Consider the following 24,056-nt stretch of genomic DNA (forward strand, 5'->3'; position numbering starts at 1 on the left):
TATTGTCAAGTTTGGAACAATTCGGAATTGAAGATTTAAGATGTAGGAATCTTTATGCTTTAAAATTTAAAGTGGAGGCAATCTTATTAACATATTCCTTACTACTTCATCAAAGTCAAATGGAGAACGGTTTTAGTCTAAGGTATTCACTTGCTTATGGTTAATCAACTAGCACAACGGGTATAAATATAGATTACTATCCATTCAGACAAAGAATTGATAGGTAGCCATAAGAAGTTCCCCTTGTGGGCTCATCTGTCGGGGGAGAACTTTCTGTGGTTCTTGCTAGTTTAATATTGGGAAGGTGCTTTTCAAACCAATCGGTCTAGGTGAGGTTGGAGATTGTGCAAGAGGCTCTTCGATAAATCCTCTAGGTTTATTGTTGGGAACAATCGAAAATAAACTTGTTGAAGGAGTTATTAGAAATTATGTTGTTTTAAAGAGTCAAGGAGAGTGTATTTTAAAAAGTAGTGGAAATTTCCGAAAACGCTTGCAAAATTGAATAGAATTTGTTAGTATAAAATCATCAAAGGATTGTTACTGGTAAGCAGGCAAAACCTAAATATATACGAGCGTGTCTGAGGGCAACTTTTTGTCATCGACAGGTCGGTATATGTTTAGGTTTTTTTGTTTGTTCCGGTCAGAAAGGAGCCTAGTATGGCAAAGGATTATAGCGAATTAGCCAAGGACATTGTGGAGCATGTCGGTGGCAGAGAAAATATCAGTGAACTCAAACACTGTATCACGCGTTTACGATTTACACTGAAAGATGAGGAAAAAGCGGATACCGATTACCTTAAAATGCGTGATGGAATTGTAACCGTCGTTCAGGCAGGTGGACAGTATCAGGTGGTTATTGGTAATCATGTGCCAGATGTTTACCTAGCAGTTCAGTCTGCGGCAGGGATTGTTGGAACTGGGAGTTTGGATATCGATGAAGGAGATCGTATTAAGGGAAATCTATTTGAACGATTTGTGGATCTGATTTCCGGTATTTTCCAACCTTTTTTGGGAGCTTTGGCAGCAACAGGTATTATTAAAGGATTTGTTGCTGTTCTTGGAGCTAATGGAATGACCGCTGATAACAGTGCCTTATATGCGATTCTAAACGCAACAGGTGATGGGTTCTTCCAGTATCTTCCACTGATTATTGCACTAACAGCTGCTCGGAAATTCAAGGTAAATGAATTTATAGCTCTTGCCATTGGCGGAGCACTAGTTTATCCAAGTTTACCGGGAACTATTGAAGTTTTGTCATCGGCGGGGTTGGATCATCTCTTTGGTATTCCTTTCTCAATTCCAACTGGTGGATATTATTCAACGGTTATACCTGCGATTCTAGCAATCTGGGTAGCGTCCTATATTGAGAGAGAGGTACAAAAACGAATTCCTGATGTGGTGAAGCTTTTCTTAGTACCTCTCATCACGATCTTGCTAACGGTTCCGATTACTTTTTTGATTGTAGGACCAATTGGAAATCTAATGTCAGCTGGGTTGAGTTTATTCTTCCAATACATTATGGGACTTAGCCCGATTCTCTATGGAATTATGCTTGGCGGATTCTGGCAGGTCATGGTGATGTTTGGAATGCATTGGGCGATTGTGCCGTTGGCCATTGTGGAGACTGTTAGCCAAGGATTTTCAGCAATTCTTACCCCAGCCCTGTTCCCAAGTTTTGCTCAGATTGGTGTTCTTTTAGCAATTATGCTGAAAACCAAAGAATCTAAAGTTAAAGCTCTCTCGATGCCAGCATTGATTTCCGCTATTTTTGGAGTGACAGAGCCAGCTATCTATGGGATTACGCTCCCTATGCGGACGCCATTTATTGTCAGCTGTATCACGAGTGGCTTAGTTGGGGGCTATGTGATGTTTGTGGGGGTTGTTGGTTATGCCGTTGGTGGATTAGGAGTGTTCCTTTATCCTTCTTTGATTGACACGACGACAGGTAATATGTCTGGTCTGATTTCAGGTATTATTGCCTCTGTAGCAGCAATTGTAATTTCATTTGGTATTCAAATGGCTCTTCCGGTTCCTCCTCTATACGGTGCTCCTGAATCGGCTGAAGAAAAAGAAGAAGTTGTAGCACCGCTTAGGGAAGTTCAGCAAGAAATTATCGCCAGCCCACTCCAAGGAGCAGTTGTGCAATTAGAAGAGATTCCAGATCCTGTTTTCGCATCGGGTGCGATGGGGAAAGGGATTGCCATCGAGCCGAGTCAAGGTACAGTGTATGCCCCGGCTAAGGGTGAAGTTACACTGCTATTCCCAACCAAACATGCTATTGGTCTTAGAACAGAAAATGGAGCAGAAATTTTACTCCATGTAGGAATGGATACAGTTTCTCTAAATGGAGAAGGATTTGAAAGTTTTGTGGAAATTGGAGATTCTATTGAAGCGGGGCAAAAGCTTCTAGAGTTTGATATTGAGACCATTCAAGCTGCAGGTCTACCGATTACAACCCCAGTGATTATTACGAATACCTCCTTGTACGAGGATGTTCTCGTAAGTCAAGAACGTGAAGTACAGGTTGGTGATTACCTCTTGACAACCATCAATTAGGAAAATCGGTTATAATCTGATTATACTAGAGTTAACTCTTCAATGGAGAAAGACCGGTGCATTGAAACACCGAGTATTGTAAGTAAGGGATTGAGAGAAGTCAAGGATGGACGTAGAACCATCCTTGACTTTGTATCGAATATTGTTAACCGTTAAGAAAAGGAGCTTTCATTATGGTACGTTTTCCAAAAGATTTTTTATGGGGCGGTGCAATTGCTGCCAATCAAGCTGAAGGAGCTTATGATGTAGATGGGCGAGGCTTGGTTCAAACAGATGTGACAACGGGTGGAACGGCGACTAGTCCACGTTATACGACCTATATTGATAAGGATGGTAAACCTGGAAAATATGCTTCTATGGGGCATATGGGAGGGCACTTACCAGAAGGAGCGGACTATGCGATTTTAGAAGATCACTATTATCCGAATCATCGAGCTGTTGACTTTTATCATCGTTACAAGGAGGATATTAAATTATTTGCGGAAATGGGTTATTCTGTTTTTCGGTTGTCTGTTTCCTGGGCTCGAATTTTCCCAAATGGAGATGATGCCCAACCTAACCAAGCAGGTTTAGACTTTTACCGTTCAGTCTTTGAGGAATGCCACAAGTATGGCATTGAACCACTGGTTTCGATTTGGCATTTTGATACGCCTCTGTCATTGGAAACTCGTTTTAATGGTTGGTCTAACCGGAAATTGGTTGATTTTTATGTTCGTTACGCTGAAACTCTTTTTAAAGAGTACAAGGATTTGGTGAAATATTGGTTAACCTTTAATGAAATCAACAATACGATTATGTTCCTCGATATGTTTGGTCAAGCGTCAGATGAGGATTTTCAAGATGCTTACCAGCAGTTGCATTATCAGTTCTTGGCTTCAGCTAAGGCTATCCAACGAGGACGGAAGGTGAACCCTGATTTTCGCTTTGGGAACATGATTTGTGGAATTACCTTTTATCCAGGGAGCAGTGATCCTGCAGACATTTTGGAGAATCAACATCAGTGGGAGAAAAATATCTACTATTGTTCCGATGTTCAAGCCAAGGGCCGTTATGGTTCCTATGCTAAACGCTTGTGGCAGGAGCATAATGTCGAACTTCAAATGGAAGCTGATGATTTAGAGATTCTTTCTCAGGGAACGATTGATTTGTATACCTTCTCTTATTACATGTCGACAGTTGTTACAACCCATAAGGTAGATGAGAAGGTTTCAGGGAATTTTTCAGTTGGAGCGAAGAATCCGTATCTAGAGTATTCCGATTGGGGTTGGGCACAAGATCCTAGTGGACTCCAATATTATTTGGAAAAATTATATGACCGCTATGAGATTCCCATGATGGTTGTTGAAAATGGTTTAGGAGCTTTGGACACTGTTGAGGAAGATGGTTCTATCCACGATCAGTACAGAATTGATTATCACCGTACCCATATTCAAGCGATGGCCAAGGCCGTTGCTAATGGGGTAGACTTAGTAGCTTATACAACCTGGGGCTGTATTGATATTGTGTCTGCCGGTACAGGTGAGATGCGGAAACGTTATGGATTTATCTATGTCGATATGGATGACTTAGGAAACGGTAGTTTAGAACGAATACCTAAGGATTCTTTTTATTGGTATCAAAAGGTTATTCGTTCCAATGGTGAAGATCTGAATTAGAAAGCGAAAATAGCGGTTATCTGATGAGACATGGTCAAATTCTCTTCAAAAATCAGTAGTTAACACAAGAGGCTTGTGACAGAGAAGAGGTGTCAATAGATACGGCTAAATGGGTTTCAGAATTCGAAAAATGAACAGATAAAGGAGTATGCAATGGTTAAAGGTTTTCCAAAAGATTTTTTGTGGGGTGGTGCTACGGCTGCCAATCAATGTGAGGGAGCTTATAATGTCGATGGCCGCGGCTTAGCCAATGTGGATGTTGTTCCCATTGGAGAAGAGCGCTTTTCGATCATCGCAGGTCAGCGCAAGATGTTTACGTTTGAGGAAGGATATTTTTACCCAGCTAAAGACTCCATCGATATGTATCATCATTTCAAAGAGGACATCGCTCTCTTTGGAGAGATGGGCTTTAAGACCTACCGCCTGTCCATTGCTTGGTCTCGGATTTTCCCCAAAGGCGATGAACTCGAGCCGAATGAAAAAGGTTTGGAATTTTATGAAAAACTCTTCAAAGAGTGCCACAAACATGGAATTGAACCCTTGGTAACTATTACCCATTTTGACTGCCCAATGCACTTGATTGAAGAGTATGGGGGCTGGAGAAACCGCAAGATGCTAGAGTTTTACGAACGGCTTTGTCGGACGCTATTCACGCGTTACAAGGGTCTAGTGAAATACTGGCTCACCTTCAACGAAATTAATATGATTCTCCACGCCCCATTTATGGGGGCAGGTCTCTATTTCGAGGAGGGAGAGAATCAGGAACAAGTTAAATACCAAGCAGCTCACCACGAGTTGGTCGCATCGGCTATCGCAACGAAATTGGCTCACGAAATTGATCCAGAAAACAAGGTCGGCTGTATGTTGGCTGCGGGGCAATATTATCCAAATACAGCCCACCCACGAGACTATTGGGCAGCCTTACAAGAAGACCGTGAAAACTATTTTTTCATCGATGTTCAAGCACGCGGAGAGTATCCAAATTATGCCAAGAAAAAATGGGAGCGTTTGGGGATTGATGTAGAAATGACAGATGAAGATCTGGCCTTACTGCGAGACTACACAGTTGATTTCATCTCCTTCTCTTACTACTCAAGCCGAGTAGCTTCTGGAGATCCAGAAGTGAATGAAAAGACTCAAGGAAATATCTTTGCTTCCATCAAAAATGCCTATTTGGAAGCTTCCGAATGGGGCTGGCAGATTGATCCACTGGGACTACGCATCACTCTCAATACAATTTGGGATCGTTATCAAAAACCTATGTTCATTGTTGAAAATGGCTTAGGTGCGGTTGACATACCAGATGAAAAGGGCTATGTCGAAGATGATTATCGCATTGACTATCTCCGCCAACATATTGTAGCTATGCGTGATGCAATTGTTGAAGACGGTGTAGAACTTCTTGGCTATACCACTTGGGGGTGTATTGATCTTGTTTCAGCAGGAACCGGTGAAATGAAGAAACGCTACGGTTTTATTTATGTTGATCGGGACAACGAGGGTGGAGGAACTCTCAAACGTTCTAAGAAAAAATCTTTCAACTGGTACAAACAAGTCATCGCTACAAATGGTGAGGATTTAGGATAAGAGAAAATGGCTCTATTATTTCTACAGTGGGTTGCTAGCCACTATGGAAATGCTAGAGCCTATTTTTATCTATTCAAGCTTCAAGTGAAGCCAGAAATTGTTAGTTTTGCCCCAATATGATTGTGTTATACTTGATTTAGGCAATAAAAAAGCGTAGCTAATCGCCACGCCAATTCTTGCCTACTGAACTCGTAAAATGTTGGCAGCCCGTTACAGGGCTTTTTTTACGCCAAAATTTGCGGAATTTTTGCGCACCCTTGGTGGTGTATATATGAATATGTAAAGTTGCCACAAATGCCGTAAAATCAACGTTTTAGGGTGGGTATGAATAGATAGGGTGATTTGGTTTTCATTTATCTGCAAAGTAGGCACGGACTTTTGGGGCAACTTTTGTCCCAAAGAGTTCGATGGCTTTAAGAACATCTTCATGGGGCATAGAGCCGAGGGGAAGATGGAGCATGAAGCGGTTGAGACCAAGTTCTTCAATCATTTGGATGAGTTTTTCAGCTACTTGGTCGGGATTGCCGACAAACATAGCTCCGTCTGGTCCAACTTGTTGAAGGTACTGGGAATAGCTGAGTGGTGTCCAGTGTGGGCGGTCTTTGGAGATGGCGTCAACGACTTGTTTTGTTGGGTGGAAGTAGCGTTTGCGAGCTTCTTCGCCGTCCTCCAGGATGAATCCCCAAGAGTGAGCTCCGACTTTTAGGTTTTGAGCCTTGAAGCCGTTCTCTTTCCCAATAGTCCTGTAGGCGTTAATAAGAGGTTTGAAGGCGCTTGGTTGGCCACCGATAATGGCATAGACAATCGGAAGTCCCATTTGGGCAATTTTAACGGTAGATTCGACATTGCCGCCGGTTGCTACCCAAATCGGAAGTTGCTCTTGTACGGCGCGTGGATAGACCTCACGGTTCTCAATACTTTGGGTGTGATGGCCGTGCCATTTTAGTTTGGTTTCTTGATTGGCATAGAGAAGTAAATCTAATTTTTCATCAAAAAGACTATCATAATCTCTGAGGTCTTGACCGAAGAGGGGGAAGGATTCCGTGAAGGAGCCACGTCCGGCCATGATTTCAGCGCGTCCATTGGAGAGTGCATCGATGGTAGCATATTGTTGGTAGACACGGATTGGGTCTAGGCTGGAGAGGATACTGACGGCGCTGGTAAGACGAATCTGTTTGGTACGAACAGCACCAGCTGCAAGGATGATTTCTGGTGCAGAAACAGCGAAGTCATCCCGGTGGTGCTCACCAATTCCGTAGACATCCAAGCCGACTTCATCAGCTAGTTCTATTTCTTTGACCAGTTGTTGAATACGTTCAGGATGTGAGAAGGTCTGCTGACTTCCTTCGAGTGGTGTTGTTTCACCAAATGTTGAGATTCCTAGTTCAATGTTCATCGTTGAGATCTCCTTTTATGTTCTTCACTTGAAACTAATTTATAACTAATTAGTGATAAATGCAAGGGATTTGATTTCGAAAAAATAAGGTACGTTGTTAGCGTACCTTAGATTTGTTTTTATGATACTTCCTCACATAGCGACTAGCTTGTAAAATGGCTAGGCTAATAAGGATCCCCCCGGAGACAGACCAAACAGAGGCCACTTCCAAGGAAAGGAAGATGAAGCTGAAGAGGATAGTTGTGAGAGAGAAGATTGCTAGATTTGCAAAGTAATAAAATTCGTAGCGGTTCTCTAAGACATCCTGATCTTGTTCAGGTTCATACTGTATAAAGGGACTTTCGACGGGTTGTTGGGGGTTACGGAGGACCTCTTGGTCACGTAACACATTTTCTCTTACGGGCATAATCTCTCCTTGTGCAAATCACTATATAGAATACCACATTTTCAAAGACTCTTACATTACAAAACAATGACAATACGGGAATCAGTCAATCATGAAAAAGGGTATTGAGGTGATTGGTTCCATGTCTAATGTTGATGGCTGTTATGGATTTCTCTTGGAACAGGACTTACCCGACGGATTTCTTGTAAAGGGATAATCGTTGAGACCTTGTGGGGAAGGCTATTGATAATGAGTTGGTTTTGATCTGGATTCATTTTAAGAATGGTACCGGTAACGTGTTTTTTACCGTAGATAATCAAGACCGTCTGTTTCTGATTTTGAGCTCTTTGTAATTGGGATTGAATATCTGCTAACTGCTTATGAGTCTTGTCTTTAGCATCCCCGGCTTCCAGAAAATCAGTCATTTGTTGCTTAATTGCATTCCATAATGTTGACATGGATTCTCCCCCTTTTATTCGTTTTTATTCTATTATAACGATTTTAATCTTTTCTTACAATATTGTAAGAGGGGAATTTTTCCCATATTATTTAATTTTTAATAGAAAATAGTGTAAAATAGATGTACTATCATTCAAAAAGGGAGGCGCAATGGCTGAGTTTACATTTGAAATAGAAGAAAAATTATTGGTCCTATCAACCAATGAAAAAGGGTGGACAAAGGAATTGAATCGGGTGAGCTTTAATGGTGCACCTGCGAAGTTTGATTTACGAACATGGAGTCCGGATCATCAAAAGATGGGCAAGGGGATTACATTGACGAATGAGGAATTTCAAGTATTAGTAGAGGCATTTAAGAATTAAGAAAGAGGGATACGATGAAAAAATTCTCCTTTGATAAAAAAAATCTTAGCAAGGGTAAGATTGCCATGGGGGCAGGTGCAGCTGTTCTTGTTTTTGCTGTTGGAGGAATGTTACTAAATAGTTTCTCCGGTGATGTCGAGCAGACACAATCTGGTTATCAGATTGCTAAGGTAAAGTCTGGCAATGTTGCTTCCAATACCCTTCTAACAGGTCAGATTGCGGCTAATCGTGAACAATATGTTTACTTAGATGCTGGTAAGGGAGATCTCCAAGATGTCTTGGTGAATGTTGGAGATTATGTTGGTGTTGGAACACCATTGGTACAGTATCAAAGTCAAAATGCTCAATTGGATTATGATATAGCACAGCGGGCTGTTAATAAAGTTGACCGTCAAATTTATACAGCTGAGGTCTATGGGATTGATGCAGCTACTAGCTCAGCTGGAGCTGCTACAGCCACAGATTCTAATGATCTTAGCGCAGGTTATGGCTATAGTGCGGCTACGGGTGCAGCTCAACAGAATGCTCAAAATTCTCTGTATGATTTGTATGATAGTCGTGAGGATGCGGTAGCAGGTCTTGAAAAAGCAGGAAACACGTTGAACGCAACGACTGTCTACTCTAACATTGAAGGGACTGTTGTTGAAGTGAATCGAGATGTAGCAAAATCAGCAACAGGAGCAGGCCAGGTCTTGGTGCACATTGTGAGCGAAGATGGCTTGCAAGTTAAAGGTGATGTGACAGAATATACTCTTCCAAACATTACCAAGGGACAGAAGGTCAAAATCACGTCCAAAGTTTTCCCTGGTAAGACTTGGGAAGGCGAGTTCTCTTACATTTCAAACTATCCTAAAAACGGTGGGGATAGTAATGCAGCAGCAGCGAATCCAACAGATGCCGGAGCTAAATATCCTTACAATGTTACTATCAATTCAGACGCTTCTGAGTTGAAGCAAGGCTTCAATGTTAGCATGGAAGTTCAGAATGAAGGTAAGCAAACGGTGGTTCCAATCACAGCACTGGTGACAGAAGGTGAAAAACACTATGTTTGGGTTGTTGGTAAGGATCGTAAAGCCAAGAAGGTTCAAGTTACCATTGGTAGTGCAGATGCGGAAAACCAAGCAATTTCTGCAGGTCTGAAAGAAGGCGAGCAGGTCATTACTAATCCTGATGATCAGATCAAGCAAGGTCAGGAGGTCGATAAGGATGGCGAATCTCATTAAAATCAGAGGACTCCAAAAGTCGTACCGTAATGGGGATCAAGTTCTTCAGGTTCTCAAAGACATCGATTTAGATGTTGAAGAAGGAGAATTTTTGGCGATCATGGGACCTTCAGGTTCTGGGAAGTCAACCCTTATGAACATCATTGGTCTTCTGGATCAACCGACAAAAGGATCCTATGACTTGGAAGGTCAGGAAGTTGCCCGTCTTTCGGGGAATAAATTAGCCCATGTTCGAAATCACCAAATTGGTTTCGTTTTTCAACAATTTTTTCTTCTATCAAAATTAACAGCCCTTCAAAATGTTGAACTTCCGCTAATCTATGCTGGAAAAAATGCACGTGAACGGTTAAAAACGGCTAAATATTATTTGGAAAAGGTGGATCTAGCTGAACGGATGAAACACTTGCCGTCAGAATTGTCTGGTGGGCAAAAACAACGGGTGGCGATTGCTCGAGCCTTAGCCAATGAGCCAGCGATTATCTTGGCGGATGAGCCGACTGGAGCTCTTGATACCAAGACTGGGGATCAAATCATGGAATTGTTAACCGATTTGAATAAAGAAGGTAAGACTATTATTATGGTTACTCATGAACCGGAGATTGCCGCTTATGCAAGCCGTCAGATTATTATCCGTGATGGACGTATTACACAGGATTCAGCTAAGGAAGGGGGTCTGTAATGGAAACTTGGAAATTTGCCATTGCCTCTATCCGATCTCATAAAATGCGGTCCTTCTTGACCATGTTGGGAATTATTATTGGGGTTTCAGCGGTTGTACTGATCATGGCTTTTGGAGATGGGATGAACAAGGCCTTTACCAAGAGCTTGGCTTCTTCACAACAAAATGTCCAAATCAGTTATTCTCCCATTAAATCCAAAGACGGAAGTGGAATTGTTAGCAGCCAAGAAGTATTGGAAGCTGAGAATGAATTGATGGAGGGAGGGCTCCCTCCACAACCTGAAGTAGCAGAAAATCAGATTGCTGACTTATTGAATATTCCGGGAGTTACCAAATATCTAATTTCGAACTCAGCGAGTGCAACTATTTCTTACGAGAGTAAGAACGTTAAGGGTGCGATGCTTACAGGGATTTCAGACTCTTACTTCGAGTCTCAAAAATACCAAGTTCTTGCTGGCCGGAATTTTGTAGCAGCCGATTATGAGCAGTTTGCTCGGGTTGTACTATTAGATAAAACGTTAGCCAATAAACTTTTTGATAATCCGGAGAATGCCTTGAACCAGCTTATCAAAATTCAAGGAAACAACTATCGGATTATGGGCGTATTTGACTATGATAAGAATGATTTTACCGCCCAGTATCAATATCCTAATGGGCAATTACTGATGACCAATACTCAGTTGGCTGCAGAGTTTTCTGTTCCTGAAATTCAGTCCATTGTCATCGGTGTAGAAGATGTGAATCGTTCCTTAGAAATTGGAGGGGCGGCAGCTCGTCGCCTGACCCAACTTGTTCGTCCGGCTCAAGGAGAATACCAGGTGATGGACTTTTCTGATCAATTGGCAGAAATTCAACAAACCGTAGGAATTATGCAGTTGGTAATCGGTTCGATTGCAGGTATCTCCTTATTGGTAGGTGGTATCGGTGTCATGAATATTATGTTGGTATCGGTAACAGAGCGGACTCGAGAAATTGGTCTGCGGAAAGCCTTGGGAGCAACGCGTCGAAACATCCTAACGCAGTTCTTGGTAGAATCAGTGGTTCTTACCCTTATTGGAGGTTTCATCGGTCTTGCGCTTTCTTATGGAGTTGTTTTCTTGATTGGAGATAGTCTCAATGCAGCCTTTGGTGGTCCTCCAGTCATCAGTATGCAATCTGTTGTTGGATCGACCCTCTTTTCAATTACGATCGGTGTTATTTTTGGATTGCTTCCAGCGAATAAAGCTTCTAAATTGAATCCGATTGAAGCCTTGCGGTACGAATAAAGACGAGTAGGATTCAAGAATTGGCGTAGCTGTGTTGGAAATGCGCAGCACATCAATATAGCTAGGGTCAAGTTCTAAGTTGATGGGTCATCAAATAGAACTTGGCCTTTTTAGGGCTCTTTGGTAACTGTAATGGGTGAATAGAGTACCGTTAGCGATGATATTTAATTTTTAGAGCTAGTTATCATCGCAGCCTCTATTACTATAAAGACTTGCTTATTACAGATATTTAGAACGAAAACTATTGCAAACAACTTTCTGTCCACAGGATTAATATGATTGTTTTTTAGTTTTTGACTTTCTGACTGGGATAATGGTAGAATAGTGAGGATGAAAAAAGGAGAGGTAAGATGGTGAAACCTAAATACAATCGTGTCTTGATTAAGCTATCCGGTGAAGCTCTAGCGGGTGAACGGGGTGTCGGGATTGATATTTTAACGGTCCAAAAAATGGCAGCAGAGATTGCGGAAGTTCAGGCTGCTGGTGTAGAAATCGCTCTGGTTATCGGAGGCGGTAATTTGTGGCGAGGTGAGCCGGCAGCAGCAGCAGGTATGGATCGAGTGCAAGCGGACTATACTGGCATGTTGGGGACAGTGATGAATGCCTTGGTTATGGCAGATTCCTTGCAACAAGCAGGTGTGGATACACGGGTACAAACCGCCATTCCAATGAACCAGGTTGCAGAACCTTTCGTTCGTGGACGGGCTTTACGACATCTTGAAAAAGGTCGGATTGTGATTTTCGGAGCTGGTACGGGTTCCCCTTACTTTTCAACGGATACCACAGCTGCTCTTCGAGCTGCGGAAATCGAAGCCGAGGCTATCTTGATGGCTAAAAATGGTGTAGACGGTGTTTATAATGCCGATCCACGGAAGAATGCTGACGCCATTAAGTTTGACGAACTGACTCACCGGGATCTTTTGAATAAGGGATTGGCAGTAATGGATTCTACAGCATCCAGCCTTTCAATGGATAATGACATTGACCTAGTGGTCTTTAATATGAACGAATCAGGGAACATCCGTCGCGTTGTCTTCGGAGAACAAATTGGAACAACTGTTTCGAATAACTCACAAAAAGGAGAATAATGAATGAGTAATACAATCGTAACCAAAGCACAAGAACGGATGAGCCAATCTCATCAAAGCCTTGCTCGTGAATTTGCAGCTATTCGTGCAGGTCGTGCCAATGCAAGTTTATTGGACCGTATTAGTGTGGAATATTATGGTGTAGAGACACCTTTAAACCAAATTGCTTCTATCACAATTCCAGAAGCTCGTGTTCTTTTGGTGACGCCATTTGACAAATCTTCGTTGAAGGATATCGAGCGTGCTTTGAATGCTTCTGACCTTGGAATCACACCTGCAAATGATGGATCTGTGATTCGTTTGGTGATTCCTGCTTTGACAGAGGAAACACGTCGTGATTTGGCGAAAGAAGTGAAAAAAGTCGGTGAGAATGCTAAAATTGCAATCCGTAACATCCGCCGTGATGCAATGGACGAAGCTAAAAAGCAAGAAAAAGCAAAAGAAATCACAGAAGATGAATTGAAAGGTCTAGAAAAAGACATTCAAAAAGTTACAGATGACGCTGTTAAGAAGATCGATGAAATGACAGCTGGGAAAGAAAAAGAAATCCTAGAAGTCTGAGTTCGTGAGAAGAGGTTGGCTGTGCCAACCTTTTTTTGAAAAGGAGTAATTATGGAAAGTTTATTAGCGACGTATATCGTGGGTCTTATTACGGATGAGAATGATCAGTTTTATTTTGTTCAAAAGGAAGGGCAGACCTATGCTCTCGATAAGACAGAAGGAGAGTATGCCTTAGGGAATTCTGTTAAGGGCTTTACTTATGTGGATATGAAGCAGAAGCGACGCTTGACGACTATTGACGTGACTGCTGACCGTACGAGCTTTGGTTGGGGAGAAGTGACAGAGGTTCGACGTGACTTGGGTGTGTTTGTGGATACGGGGCTTCCAGATAAGCAAGTGGTAGTGTCTTTGGACATTCTTCCAGAGTTAAAAGAGTTGTGGCCTAAGAAGGGAGATCGTCTCTATATTCGGTTGGATGTGGATGCTAAAGAGCGGATTTGGGGAATTTTAGCCAGCCCAGAAGATTTTCAACGCTTGGCTGGGCCCGCTTATGACAATATGCAGAACCAAACCTGGCCTGCTATTGTCTATCGCTTGAAGTTAAGCGGTACTTTTGTATATCTACCTGAGAATAATATGTTAGGCTTTGTTCATCCGTCTGAACGGTTTACGGAGCCTCGCTTGGGACAGGTTTTGAATGCTCGTGTGATTGGTTTTCGGCAAGTTGATCGTACCTTGAATTTGTCTTTGAAACCCCGTTCTCATGAAATGTTGGAAAATGATGCCCAGATGATTGCCCAGTACCTACAGTCAAATGGTGGTTTTATGACCCTGAACGACAAATCTTCACCACAGGCTATTAAGGATACCTTTGGTATCTCTAAAGGGCAGTTTAAGAAGGCGTTAGGGGGCTTGATGAAAGCCGGTCATATCAAACAGGACGAATGGGGAACAGAGTGGATTGGGGAGGATGACCATGCGTAAATCCTTTTACCATTGGTTGATGACACAGCGGGATTCCAAGCTGGATTCGGAAGCGGCTAGTTTGGCAGAATTGGTCTTTACGGATACCGCTTTTCCCCGCCAAAGTAGTGATTTTGATCAGATTAGCCGTTATTTGGAGGAAGAAGCCTCTTTTGCCTTTAATTTAAGTCAATTTGATCGTATTTGGGAGACTTATTTATCCCATTGAGCAAAGACAAGGGGCAGGGAATTTGTTATACTGATAGGAAAGAAGCAAAAAAGGAGAATCATTTGCAAGAATTTTCGACTGAGTTAACCTTAAATTATCCGGATGATCTATTGCTCTTATTTGGTTCTAATGAACGGAATCTGAAACTTTTGGAGGATTATTTGGATGTTGTCATCCATGCTCGGACTGAGCGGGTTCAGATTCTAGGAGATGAAGAGCAGGCTTTGGAGGCGAAGGCTATTATTCAGGCTCTTCAGGTCTTGGTGAATCGTGGGATGCAGATTGCGTTGACGGATGTGGTAACCGCCATGAATATGTCTAAGGAAGATCGCCTCCATCAGTTTGTGGCCCTCTATGAAGAGGAGGTTTTAACAGATTTTCAGGGTAAGTCTATTCGAATTAAGACTCCTGGGCAAAAACTTTTTGTAGATGCGGTGAAATATCAGGATATTGTATTTGGGATTGGACCGGCTGGTACGGGGAAAACCTTCTTAGCTGTTGCTTTAGCTGTACGAGCTCTTAAGCGAGGACAAGTGAAGCGAATTATTTTAACGCGACCAGCTGTAGAAGCAGGGGAGAGTCTGGGATTTCTCCCTGGAGACCTCAAGGAGAAGGTGGATCCTTATCTTCGTCCTGTTTATGATGCTTTACATAAGATTCTAGGTAAAGAGCAAACGAATCGTTTATTGGAACGAGAAGTCATCGAGATTGCCCCCTTGGCCTATATGCGGGGCCGAACTCTGGATGATGCCTTTGTTATTTTAGATGAAGCTCAAAATACAACTGTCATGCAGATGAAAATGTTCTTGACACGGTTGGGCTTCAATTCCAAGATGATTATTAATGGGGATATTAGTCAAATTGACTTGCCCCATAGACAACGATCGGGATTACTGGATGCTATGGATAAGTTGAGTGGCTTAAAAACCCTTGGATTTGTTCATTTGACAACGCAAGATGTTGTTCGTCATCCCTTAGTATCGCAGATCATCTCTGCTTACCAACCTAAGGATATTGAAGAAGTAAAGCTATTTTCTGAGGAAGAGGAATAGCCCCCAAAAAAGCCAAACCGTGCGGTTTGGCTTTTTTTGTCACCCGTTGAGTTCATCTGGTAAAACGACGACCTGGGTATTATTTTGTTCAATGATGTAGACTTCCCGTGGATAACTTGGATTAAAGGAGTAGGGTAAATCAAATTGAATCCAAGATGCTGTTTGCGAGCTTCGATATTCAATGGTGACCTGATTGTTCGCATTTTTTAAGATTCTAAAATGCAAGGGTGAGGTTAAATCAAAGACCCCGACCAAGTTTTTGTCGATAATAAACCAAAAAGAATCAATGAGCTCAGAGGGAAGACTAGTGACAATGCCAAAGGAGGCGTAACGTTCAGTAGGATTTGAAAAAGGCATGGAAGCTCCTTTCATAGTAAAAGAGGCAGGTGGAACCCACACTGCCCCTAAGGCTAACTTTACCGATTTTTGAGTTCTAAATAGCGTTTGTACCAAATATTTACATAGGATTGGGAGAAGGGGCCACGACCATTATTGATCCAATCCACTAGAATTTTCACATTTTCCTTGAGGATAAAGTCGATATCCTCGGAGTAGTTCATTTGCTTCTTATGGCGTTCGTACTCTTCTACATCCAGTAGACGTTTTTCCCCATCCGCAAAGACCTTAACATCCAAGTCGTAGTCAATGTACTTCAGGGCTTCCTGGTCTAGGTAGTAGGGACTAGCTAGATTACAATAGTAGGAGACGCCATTATCGCGAATCATGGCGATAATATTGAACCAATACTTCTTGTGGAAATAGACAATGGCTGGTTCGCGTGTCACCCAACGACGACCATCACTCTCGGTAACCAGTGTATGATCGTTGACGCCAATAAGGGCGTTCTCTGTTGTTTTTAGTACCATGGTATCGCGCCAAGTACGGTGCAGATTCCCATCATGCTTATAACTTTGAATTGTAATAAAGTCGCCTTCTTTTGGAAGTTTCATATGCTACCAACTTTCTACAATACACTTACCTTTCAATTATATCACAAATGAAAGGAAATAGGAGATGGGAACCTTACATGTGGTAGTCCTTGTTCTGAAAAGTCTAGTCTAAGTCGCGCAGGGCCTGGTCAATCTTGCTTTTAATCAGGTTATAGTCGAAGCCTTTGCGGAGTAGGGCTTGGCTCAGACGTTGTTTGAGTTGAAAGCCTTCATGTCTTCTTTGGTAGCGGCGGAGGGCTTTGTCAAGTTCTTTTTCTAGGAGTTCTTCTTCGGTTTCGCTGTCTTTTTCCCAGTTTAGTTGGCTCATGGCAAAGCGAATGGTATCGGAAGTGAAACCTTTTTGGTAGAGAGCCTGGGTAATCTTGGTTTTGAGGTTGCGGTGGCTCAGACGTTGGCTGTATTTGCGTTGGAGTTTTTCGGCTTCTTTGAGAGCCAGCGGGCTAAAGTCGAATTCTTGGAGGGTTTGGGTGATAAGGTTTGGGGTAATTCCTTTTTGTTTGAGCTTTTCTTGGAGACGGTAGGGGCCTTTATTGCCAGTACGGAGTTGTCCTTCGAGATAGTTTTGGCAGTAGCGTTGGTCGTTAATCCAGTTGTCAGCTTCCAGATTCTGAAGGATGGAGCTAATCTGAGAGGGAGCAATCTTGTATTTGACTAGGTAGTCGTGGACTTCTTTTTTGGTGCGATTTTGGAAGGAGATATAGTAGAGGGCTAGGTTTTTACCGTAAGAAATTTGTGCGAAGGCCTGGATTTCTTCCAGTTCTTCTTCTGTGACCTCCTTGCCTTGGGATAGTAAATAGCGGACAATGGTGTCTTCGGTGATGTAGAAGCTTTGCCCTTGGTCGGTTTCTAAGAGATAGAGTCGTTTTTTCTTTTCAAGTTTTGTGATTTTCATAGGTCTATTATACCTTTTTGTTGTAAAATAAGAGGTATGAAAGTAAAACAAGGGATTCCATTAAAAATTAAACGAATGGGTATAAATGGAGAAGGTATCGGTTTCCATAGGGGGACTCTGGTCTTTGTGCCGGGTGCTTTGAAAGGGGAGGAGATTTTTTGTCGGATTAGTCGGGTCAAGTCCAACTATGCGGAGGCTCGTTTGCTTAGGGTCAACAAGGCGTCACGCTTTCGAGTGGACCCGGCCTGCCCGATTTATGAGACTTGTGGGGGCTGTCAGATTATGCACTTACAGTATCGGAAGCAACTTGAGTTTAAGCGGGATGTTTTAAAGCAGGCTTTGAAAAAATTTAAACCAGAAGGTTATGAGGATTATGAACTTCGTCCCACCTTAGGGATGAAAAAACCGACTTATTATCGGGGAAAATTACAATTTCAGACTCGACGTGTGAAAGACAAGGTTGCGGCTGGATTATTTGAGGAAAATTCTCATCGTTTGGTACCAGTGATGGACTGCCTGGTTCAAGATAAGATGACCCAGACTATTATTAATCGAACTGCTGAATTATTGGATGATTTAGATATTCCGATTTATGATGAGCGAAAAGGTCAGGGAGTGCGAACGGTCATGGTTCGACGCGCTCGCAAAACCGGTCAGGTTCATATGATTTTTGTATTGAGTCGACGTTTGGACTTAAGTTTGGTGGTGAGGAAACTGACAGAAGCTTTTCCAGCAATTCAAACTATTGCGATCAATATTCAAGCCAAGAAAACCAGTGATATTTATGGGGCAGAGACTGAAATCATTTGGGGAAGGGAGCATATTCAGGAAGGGGTGTTAGACTACAGTTTTGAATTATCTCCGCGGGCTTTCTATCAACTCAATCCCCATCAGACGGAGGTTCTCTATCAAGAAGCGGTCAAGGCTCTGGACGTACGGGAGACCGACCATTTAATCGACGCCTACTGTGGCGTTGGAACTATCGGCTTTGCTTTTGCCAACAAGGTCGCATCCGTACGTGGGATGGATATAGTGCCAGAGGCTATCCAAGACGCTAAGATTAATGCTAAACGTATGGGTTTTAGTAATACTCATTATGAAGCAGGGACTGCGGAGAGCATTATCCCTCGTTGGTACGCAGAAGGATACCGAGCTGATGCCTTGATTGTGGATCCGCCTCGAACGGGTTTGGATGAAAAACTATTAAAGACGATTTTGACCTACCAACCAGAGAAAATGGTCTATGTATCTTGTAATGTGTCAACTTTGGCTCGGGATTTAAAAACCCTGGCTAAAGCCTACCATATTGATTACATCCAGTCTGTAGATATGTTTCCCCACACTGCTCGAACAGAAGCTGTGGTTAAATTGAGGAGAAAATAGGAGGAGAAAAGTTGAAAGAGCAGGAATTTTTAAAGGATATGGAGCAATGGCTGAAATTGCAGGTGACAACCAATGAAATGGCAGTAGCTGAAAGTCACCGTATCTGGGAAGAAGAGAAGGATGAGGCAGCACGTGAGGCTTGGATTCGTTATGAAAGTCGTTTGGATGCCTATAGCTTTTTGCTTGGCAAATTCTTAAATTTGCATGATGGTAAGTCTTTCCATGACTTACCCGAGGGATTTTTAGATAAGAGATTTTATTAAAGATTACGATTGGTCAAGACGAACATTTTAGCTGCTTGATTAATAAAGTTTAGTTTTAAACATACTAAGATTAGTAGTGAGGAAATCTTCGATGAAAGATTTTCTCACTACTTTTTCTTCATGTTACGGTAGAGGAGGTGTTTTGTTAAGTCGTATTTCAAACTGGCAAACCACTTGTTTTGGCTGGAATTTTTTCAAGGATCATGCAAGACAAAGTGAGAGAATAGTTTTGGTATTGATGTGAGTGAGGCTAGTTCAGAAATAGCAGTTTTCGTTAATACTGATAGAGTGACGAACTATACCATCTCTAATGATGCAATCGGCTTTTTAAAATTGTTAAAGGATCTGGAAACTATCTCTTCACTTGAGATGATTTTTGAAGTTAGAGGAGTTTATTCACACCGCCTTCAAGTTTTTCTTGAGAAAGCTACTATTCCTAGTTTAAGATTGATTTTCATTGACGATAAAAGGCCATATATGTTAACAGATTCTTTTTACTTTGAAGCATTTTTATTTTATAATAGATTTGAAATGAAATAGAAGGGATAAGTATTGCATGAAGAATCGTAAAGGTTTTGATTGGTATGGATTGAAACATCGCTACTCCTTCTGGAAGTATCATTTTGGCTTGGCCAGTGTGCTTTTAGGGGCTTTATTAGCATCAGGTACTGAAGCTAAGGCTGAAGAGTCAGAGATTTCAAACGATCAATCAGCTGCTAGTGGACAGTTGGAAGAAGTGGAGACCTCCTTGACAGAAGCTGAATCGACTGCTTTTGCTTCAGAGCAACCGATTCTCTTAACTCCTTCAATGGGTTTAGCTCAAGAAGGATCAGAAGGTCTAACGGTTGAGTCTCAACCGTCTGCTAGTTCAAATGATCAGAATGAGGAGGAAGAGATTCGCACAAGTTCTTCTTTATTTGGAATAGCCAACGAGTCTGCCCTAACCAAGGCAAGTAAGGAAGCCGTTCAGCCAACAGGGGAGTCAGCTTCTACAGTGGCATCGACTTCTGAGGTTAATTCTGAAGAATTAGTTCAAGTAAGTCAGCCAAGTTCGGTTGTTTCGGTGCCTACCAGTTCTAGCAAGGCTGACGAACTTGAGGTTGAAGTAGCTGATACTCCAATCAAAGAATCAGTTTATAAAATTTTGACTGCTGTTCGTCTAAAAGAGATGAGCCCACAAGAGATTTCTCAGTTGGGTATCTATGATTTAGGTGATTTTAAAATGACACGCGAATTATTCGCACAGTTAAGTGACGAGCAAGTGCGTGCACTAACCTTTAATCGTAGCTATCAGAATTTACGTCAAGGAGTTGCTGTCTCCGGTGGATCCTTCAGGGCTGCTACAGAGACTTCTAGTAACAAGCCAAATGATGGATACAGCACATCGGAACGTAAATTGATACGAGAGGGTTATAGCCCTTATCTAGATCCTCGACCTGATAGAACAACGGTTTTAGTATCCGAGAATGTTTTCGCTAATGATCTTGGGGATGGTGTGCGTCCTAAGGAAATTGGACGTCAGTACACTTTCTCGGTTTCTAAAGAAGACGTTGATAAGGAAGGATTTGCGAGGTATCTCTATGTGACTGTGACCCAAAATGGTGGTGTTCTTAACACCTTGACCATTGATGCAACACAACTTTCTAATGGTCAAGTCATTGCATTAGATCAATCAGCAGATGGAAGTGGTCCCTATTCAGTTTTGTTTGTTACAGTCTCACCGATTACGGGTATCCCATCTTTACGTATTCAAAAACGTATGGATAATGCGGCGGTAGCTTACTTACAGATCTATGGTACAAATATGTACACGCAAACACATCCAGCCTCAACACACCAGGTCAAACGGGGTATTTGGAGAACGCAGATTACTAAATTCCTTGAGGATGAGACTAATAAAGAATTGTATCCGACCTTTGTTCAGTATGGTTGGGATGAACTCACAAATTATACAACCAAACCTGTTGATATTAAAGGTTATGAATTGGTTAGGATAGAGGGAAACGAGAACTACACTATTAATAGTGAAGTTGTTACTCGGGATAAAGAAACTGTTGATGGTGTTGAGCGTACTGTTCTCTATAAGAGAAATGTAACAACTCGTGGAACTGCATATCGTAAGCTTACATTATTAGAGGATGGTAAGACTAAGGTTGAAGCTTATATTACTTGGGCTAAAGCTCCTGGAACGTTTTCTACAAGTGTGAACATTGATAAAGACAGAATTGCTGCTGAGCTTCCAGAAGCCAAAGATTTTTTCAACAATAAAGATAAGTATTTTATTTATGATGATATAGATAAAACTCAAGAGGAGCAGACACGTCGGTCGGATAACGGTATTAAAGGGATTGTCGAATTTATTCAGCTTCGCTATAAGAGTCCGACAGGATCAACTGAAGCACCTACAGTAGATGAATATGCAACAGCAGCCAGAGAAGTTGTCCTAGAACCATTTACGGCTTCGAATTCTCGTTATAATCTTGGACGTACATACGATGTTAATAATTCGGTTTTTGAGCCAGATGATGTTATTTACTATTATCGTGCGAAGACCGCCAATGTTTTTGTAACCTATACAGATACGGATGGAAATCCCCTTAAGATTCCACAAAATAATACGTATGTAGAGAAAGTAACAGATGTTCGGGATGGTAAATACGATTCTGAATACAACACTAGCGATCACAAACCTAATACCATCAAGACAGAAGATGGAAGAACTTATAAATTAGCGGTAGCTGGTAATTATACTGTTGGGGCTGTGGACAATAATAATCACCTCGTTTCGAGTGCCCCTGTTTCTGGAAAAGTAAAAGAAGAAGATCAAACTGTTACTTATGTTTATCAAGAGGCAAAAGGGGATGTTGTTGTTCTTTATCGTGTAAATGGAACAGGTGAACCCATTACGGGTACTTCTTCAGATGGTAAGACGATTGGTAATGTTTCAGATACAGAAACAGAAGAGAAACGTGCTTGGGAAGGGGCAATTGTTGATACTTCAAGAACTTCAACAGGTACAAATTATTCAACAATTGATAACCGTCCAGCTTATATCACAACAGCAGACGGGAAAATCTACCGACGTGTAGAGAATAATGTTGGTGGTGTTGAAGAAGGTAAAGTTGTAGAAGGCACTACTCGGATTGTCTATAATTATGAATTGGTAAAAGGTTCTGTGAGGGTTCATTATGTGGACGAAAATGGGAAACAACTTAACCCCCCTGTAATGGATGAAGAGAATGCTGATACAGGTACTGCCTATAATACTAGCGATAGGAAACTTTCTACAATTCTAACTGCAGAAGGCAAGGAATATGAACTTGTACCAGCAGGGACGTATCCAATTAGTAAAGTTGATGGAGAGGGACACTTAGAATCAACCGATCCAACATCTGGTAAGGTAGCAGAGGGAACAAAGGAAGTCACCTATGTTTACCGTGAGGTGAAAAAAGATAAGGCAGTCATTGTCTACCGATATATTGATGCAAAAGGGGATGTTGTAGAAGAATTAGAACGAACTAGTGAGTTCGAAGGTAGGGGTGGAACCGGTGTTCCTTATACCGAAGAAACCAAACAAGGTGTCATTGACAAGTACTTGAAGCAAGGTTACAAGTTAGTTAAAGATGAATATGGTCCCGGTAAAACCTTTGATGGACAAGATGGTGTTGATACCTACCACATCGATTTGACACCGAAAATAGTACCATTTGAACCCAATAAACCGGTTAAACCAGGTGAAGAAGTACCAACCGATCCAGATAAACCAAATTATCCAGATCCAAGCAATCCGGATGCTAAAGATCCAAATGCACTGAAAAGAACGGTAACTCGTACAGTAACTTATTACACAGAGGATGCTGATGGTAATAACCGCCAACCAGTATCTGAAGATCGCATTCCAACTAAGACAGATACTCTTCATTTCCGTAGAACAGGAACTATTAACCTGGTTACTGGTGAAGTAATGATGGGTGACTGGACCTTGACGGATGATAAGTATGAAGAAACTACAGAAATTAAGACGGGAGAATTCAAAGATTACGAAAATCCAAGTCTAGAAGGATATACTCTTCATTCTGAAGAAGTGGACCGTGGTACTTCAACATCAACTGAAGCAACAGGAGCACACACTAGAGTTCAGGCAACTGATGAAGATTATCACGATAAAGTCATCTATCGTCCAATAGTTGTTCCAAAAGGTCATGTCGTTGTCCACTATAAGGATACCAAGGGTACTACCATCAAGGATGACTATAAAGACACCGAAGATTCACCAGTAGGCGAAGGCTACAATACAGGTGAAAACGATAGTGAGAAACCACCAGTTATTGAAAGTAATGGTAGGAAGTATATCCTTGTTCCAGACCGTACAGAAGGTTCCGAAATAGGTAAAGTTGTCGAAGGAACAACAGAAGTTACCTACGTTTACCAACAAGTGGGTGGTGAGGTTAAGGCTCGCTATGTTATCGAAGGTGGGGAGACTGAACTTCAAAATTCAGTTGTTGTAAAACCAGCAGATAGTCCAATTGGTGAAGTTTATCAAGGTACTAGACCTGAAACTATCGAAAAAGATGGTCATACTTATGTTCTTTCAGCCGCTAATCCAGTTCGTATGAACCAGGGAGATGCCCCTGAATCAGGAGAGGTTAAAGAAGGTGAACAGACCATCGTTTATCAGTATGTCCTAAAAGAAACTCCACAACCAGAAGTGAAGAAGGGTCGTGTGGTTGTTCACTATGTGAACGAAGCGGGTGAGACGATCGCAGCTGATGTAGTGGATACACCAGAATCAGATGTAGACACGCCATATGATACAAGTGACCACAAACCTCAGATCATTGAAAAAGATGGCAAGCGCTATCTCTTCACCAAGGTTCAAGATGGGGATCAGGAAACTGGCAAGGTAGTTGAAGGTGAAACAAGTGTTACCTATGTCTACAAAGAACTAGGTTCCTACTTGCCTTATATCCCAGGAGTAGACAATCCAGGGGATCGTCCACCTGTACCATATGATGACACACCATTGGTACCAGGAGATAACCCCCCATTGCCATATATTCCGGGTTATACCCCGAAAGATCCAGATGGAAATCCCTTGAAGCCAGTTGATCCAACAGATCCAAGTAAAGGTTATGTACCGCCATCAATTACAGATCCAAACGATCCA

The 24,056-nt window shown here is 41.9% G+C and carries 21 protein-coding genes and 1 pseudogene; 16 read left to right on the forward strand and 6 right to left on the reverse strand.

Features of this window, described 5'->3' with window-relative positions; genetic code table 11:
• Window positions 1-657: 657 nt before the first annotated feature.
• The 3 genes from E4T71_RS04715 (at window position 658) to E4T71_RS04725 (ending at window position 5,798) form a co-directional block, all read left to right on the forward strand.
• Complete coding sequence (locus tag E4T71_RS04715) at window positions 658-2,556, forward strand: beta-glucoside-specific PTS transporter subunit IIABC (protein WP_135037538.1); 1,899 nt, start codon at window positions 658-660, stop codon at window positions 2,554-2,556.
• Between the two features lie 173 nt (window positions 2,557-2,729).
• A complete protein-coding gene (locus E4T71_RS04720; protein ID WP_135037541.1) occupies window positions 2,730-4,211 on the forward strand; it encodes a glycoside hydrolase family 1 protein in 1,482 nt (493 codons plus the stop codon).
• Window positions 4,212-4,364: 153 nt separating this feature from the next.
• Window positions 4,365-5,798 carry a 6-phospho-beta-glucosidase gene (locus tag E4T71_RS04725; protein ID WP_135037544.1) on the forward strand — a complete coding sequence of 478 codons (1,434 nt, stop codon included), beginning with the start codon at window positions 4,365-4,367 and terminating at the stop codon, window positions 5,796-5,798.
• 349 nt (window positions 5,799-6,147) lie between these two features.
• On the opposite strand, the gene E4T71_RS04730 is transcribed toward E4T71_RS04725, so the two are convergent.
• The 3 genes from E4T71_RS04730 to E4T71_RS04740 form a co-directional block, all read right to left on the reverse strand.
• Complete coding sequence (locus tag E4T71_RS04730) at window positions 6,148-7,194, reverse strand: LLM class flavin-dependent oxidoreductase (protein WP_135037547.1); 1,047 nt, start codon at window positions 7,192-7,194, stop codon at window positions 6,148-6,150.
• Between the two features lie 97 nt (window positions 7,195-7,291).
• A complete protein-coding gene (locus E4T71_RS04735) occupies window positions 7,292-7,600 on the reverse strand; it encodes a DUF3270 family protein (protein WP_135037549.1) in 309 nt (102 codons plus the stop codon).
• A gap of 125 nt (window positions 7,601-7,725) precedes the next feature.
• A complete protein-coding gene (locus E4T71_RS04740) occupies window positions 7,726-8,037 on the reverse strand; it encodes a hypothetical protein (protein ID WP_135037552.1) in 312 nt (103 codons plus the stop codon).
• A gap of 151 nt (window positions 8,038-8,188) precedes the next feature.
• On the opposite strand from E4T71_RS04740, the gene E4T71_RS04745 reads away from it, so the two are divergent.
• The 9 genes from E4T71_RS04745 to E4T71_RS04785 all read left to right on the forward strand — a co-directional run bounded on the left by E4T71_RS04745 (window position 8,189) and on the right by E4T71_RS04785 (window position 15,401).
• Window positions 8,189-8,401 carry a YdbC family protein gene (locus E4T71_RS04745; RefSeq protein WP_135037555.1) on the forward strand — a complete coding sequence of 71 codons (213 nt, stop codon included), beginning with the start codon at window positions 8,189-8,191 and terminating at the stop codon, window positions 8,399-8,401.
• Window positions 8,402-8,415: 14 nt separating this feature from the next.
• Window positions 8,416-9,624 (forward strand): efflux RND transporter periplasmic adaptor subunit, encoded by a 1,209-nt coding sequence (locus E4T71_RS04750; RefSeq protein ID WP_228062353.1) that lies wholly within the window; start codon window positions 8,416-8,418, stop codon window positions 9,622-9,624.
• Window positions 9,608-10,303 carry an ABC transporter ATP-binding protein gene (locus E4T71_RS04755; RefSeq protein WP_135037558.1) on the forward strand — a complete coding sequence of 232 codons (696 nt, stop codon included), beginning with the start codon at window positions 9,608-9,610 and terminating at the stop codon, window positions 10,301-10,303. Before E4T71_RS04750 ends, E4T71_RS04755 begins: the two co-directional genes overlap by 17 nt.
• A complete protein-coding gene (locus tag E4T71_RS04760) occupies window positions 10,303-11,568 on the forward strand; it encodes an ABC transporter permease (protein WP_135037561.1) in 1,266 nt (421 codons plus the stop codon). The genes E4T71_RS04755 and E4T71_RS04760 overlap by 1 nt, the downstream gene beginning before the upstream one ends.
• Window positions 11,569-11,918: 350 nt before the next feature.
• Window positions 11,919-12,656 carry a UMP kinase gene (pyrH, locus tag E4T71_RS04765; protein ID WP_135037564.1) on the forward strand — a complete coding sequence of 246 codons (738 nt, stop codon included), beginning with the start codon at window positions 11,919-11,921 and terminating at the stop codon, window positions 12,654-12,656.
• A 3-nt stretch (window positions 12,657-12,659) separates the two neighbouring features.
• Window positions 12,660-13,217 (forward strand): ribosome recycling factor, encoded by a 558-nt coding sequence (gene frr, locus E4T71_RS04770; RefSeq protein WP_135037567.1) that lies wholly within the window; start codon window positions 12,660-12,662, stop codon window positions 13,215-13,217.
• 51 nt (window positions 13,218-13,268) lie between these two features.
• Window positions 13,269-14,141 (forward strand): RNA-binding virulence regulatory protein CvfB, encoded by an 873-nt coding sequence (gene cvfB / locus E4T71_RS04775; RefSeq protein ID WP_135037570.1) that lies wholly within the window; start codon window positions 13,269-13,271, stop codon window positions 14,139-14,141.
• Window positions 14,134-14,349, forward strand: coding sequence for a YozE family protein (locus tag E4T71_RS04780; protein ID WP_135037573.1), 216 nt, complete (start codon window positions 14,134-14,136; stop codon window positions 14,347-14,349). Before cvfB ends, E4T71_RS04780 begins: the two co-directional genes overlap by 8 nt.
• Window positions 14,350-14,411: 62 nt before the next feature.
• Window positions 14,412-15,401 (forward strand): PhoH family protein, encoded by a 990-nt coding sequence (locus E4T71_RS04785; protein WP_135037576.1) that lies wholly within the window; start codon window positions 14,412-14,414, stop codon window positions 15,399-15,401.
• Between the two features lie 39 nt (window positions 15,402-15,440).
• Here E4T71_RS04785 and E4T71_RS04790 read toward each other — a convergent pair whose 3' ends face one another.
• The 3 genes from E4T71_RS04790 to recX all read right to left on the reverse strand — a co-directional run bounded on the left by E4T71_RS04790 (window position 15,441) and on the right by recX (window position 17,243).
• Window positions 15,441-15,758: a DUF960 domain-containing protein gene (locus tag E4T71_RS04790; protein WP_135037579.1), complete on the reverse strand. Its 318-nt coding sequence runs from the start codon at window positions 15,756-15,758 to the stop codon at window positions 15,441-15,443.
• 59 nt (window positions 15,759-15,817) lie between these two features.
• Window positions 15,818-16,351, reverse strand: a complete 534-nt coding sequence (locus tag E4T71_RS04795; protein WP_135037582.1) for a DUF402 domain-containing protein — start codon at window positions 16,349-16,351, stop codon at window positions 15,818-15,820.
• A 103-nt stretch (window positions 16,352-16,454) separates the two neighbouring features.
• On the reverse strand, window positions 16,455-17,243 hold the full coding sequence (gene recX / locus E4T71_RS04800) for a recombination regulator RecX (protein WP_135037585.1): 789 nt from the start codon (window positions 17,241-17,243) through the stop codon (window positions 16,455-16,457).
• A 36-nt stretch (window positions 17,244-17,279) separates the two neighbouring features.
• On the opposite strand from recX, the gene rlmD reads away from it, so the two are divergent.
• The 4 genes and pseudogenes from rlmD to E4T71_RS04815 form a co-directional block, all read left to right on the forward strand.
• Entirely contained in the window at window positions 17,280-18,626 is a 1,347-nt protein-coding gene (gene rlmD, locus E4T71_RS04805) for a 23S rRNA (uracil(1939)-C(5))-methyltransferase RlmD (protein ID WP_135037588.1), read from the forward strand.
• A gap of 11 nt (window positions 18,627-18,637) precedes the next feature.
• On the forward strand, window positions 18,638-18,889 hold the full coding sequence (locus E4T71_RS04810) for a DUF1912 family protein (protein ID WP_228062354.1): 252 nt from the start codon (window positions 18,638-18,640) through the stop codon (window positions 18,887-18,889).
• A 234-nt stretch (window positions 18,890-19,123) separates the two neighbouring features.
• Window positions 19,124-19,315: pseudogene (locus E4T71_RS10220) on the forward strand (IS110 family transposase); the annotation flags it as partial.
• Window positions 19,316-19,445: 130 nt separating this feature from the next.
• Window positions 19,446-24,056: MucBP domain-containing protein (locus tag E4T71_RS04815; RefSeq protein ID WP_135037591.1), on the forward strand; the 4,611-nt coding region annotated here is incomplete at its 3' end.

The sequence above is a fragment of the Streptococcus sp. WM07 genome, from assembly GCF_004570525.1.
In the GTDB taxonomy this organism is placed as follows: domain Bacteria; phylum Bacillota; class Bacilli; order Lactobacillales; family Streptococcaceae; genus Streptococcus.

Excerpts from the sequence above, each read along its gene's own strand:
- E4T71_RS04715 (WP_135037538.1), top strand. The coding sequence starts at position 658 with ATGGCAAAGGATTATAGCGAATTAGCCAAGGACATTGTGGAGCATGTC.
- E4T71_RS04720 (WP_135037541.1), top strand. The coding sequence starts at position 2,730 with ATGGTACGTTTTCCAAAAGATTTTTTATGGGGCGGTGCAATTGCTGCC.
- E4T71_RS04725 (WP_135037544.1), top strand. The coding sequence starts at position 4,365 with ATGGTTAAAGGTTTTCCAAAAGATTTTTTGTGGGGTGGTGCTACGGCT.
- E4T71_RS04730 (WP_135037547.1), bottom strand. The coding sequence starts at position 7,194 with ATGAACATTGAACTAGGAATCTCAACATTTGGTGAAACAACACCACTC.
- E4T71_RS04735 (WP_135037549.1), bottom strand. The coding sequence starts at position 7,600 with ATGCCCGTAAGAGAAAATGTGTTACGTGACCAAGAGGTCCTCCGTAAC.
- E4T71_RS04740 (WP_135037552.1), bottom strand. The coding sequence starts at position 8,037 with ATGTCAACATTATGGAATGCAATTAAGCAACAAATGACTGATTTTCTG.
- E4T71_RS04745 (WP_135037555.1), top strand. The coding sequence starts at position 8,189 with ATGGCTGAGTTTACATTTGAAATAGAAGAAAAATTATTGGTCCTATCA.
- E4T71_RS04750 (WP_228062353.1), top strand. The coding sequence starts at position 8,416 with ATGAAAAAATTCTCCTTTGATAAAAAAAATCTTAGCAAGGGTAAGATT.
- E4T71_RS04755 (WP_135037558.1), top strand. The coding sequence starts at position 9,608 with ATGGCGAATCTCATTAAAATCAGAGGACTCCAAAAGTCGTACCGTAAT.
- E4T71_RS04760 (WP_135037561.1), top strand. The coding sequence starts at position 10,303 with ATGGAAACTTGGAAATTTGCCATTGCCTCTATCCGATCTCATAAAATG.
- pyrH (WP_135037564.1), top strand. The coding sequence starts at position 11,919 with ATGGTGAAACCTAAATACAATCGTGTCTTGATTAAGCTATCCGGTGAA.
- frr (WP_135037567.1), top strand. The coding sequence starts at position 12,660 with ATGAGTAATACAATCGTAACCAAAGCACAAGAACGGATGAGCCAATCT.
- cvfB (WP_135037570.1), top strand. The coding sequence starts at position 13,269 with ATGGAAAGTTTATTAGCGACGTATATCGTGGGTCTTATTACGGATGAG.
- E4T71_RS04780 (WP_135037573.1), top strand. The coding sequence starts at position 14,134 with ATGCGTAAATCCTTTTACCATTGGTTGATGACACAGCGGGATTCCAAG.
- E4T71_RS04790 (WP_135037579.1), bottom strand. The coding sequence starts at position 15,758 with ATGCCTTTTTCAAATCCTACTGAACGTTACGCCTCCTTTGGCATTGTC.
- E4T71_RS04795 (WP_135037582.1), bottom strand. The coding sequence starts at position 16,351 with ATGAAACTTCCAAAAGAAGGCGACTTTATTACAATTCAAAGTTATAAG.
- recX (WP_135037585.1), bottom strand. The coding sequence starts at position 17,243 with ATGAAAATCACAAAACTTGAAAAGAAAAAACGACTCTATCTCTTAGAA.
- rlmD (WP_135037588.1), top strand. The coding sequence starts at position 17,280 with ATGAAAGTAAAACAAGGGATTCCATTAAAAATTAAACGAATGGGTATA.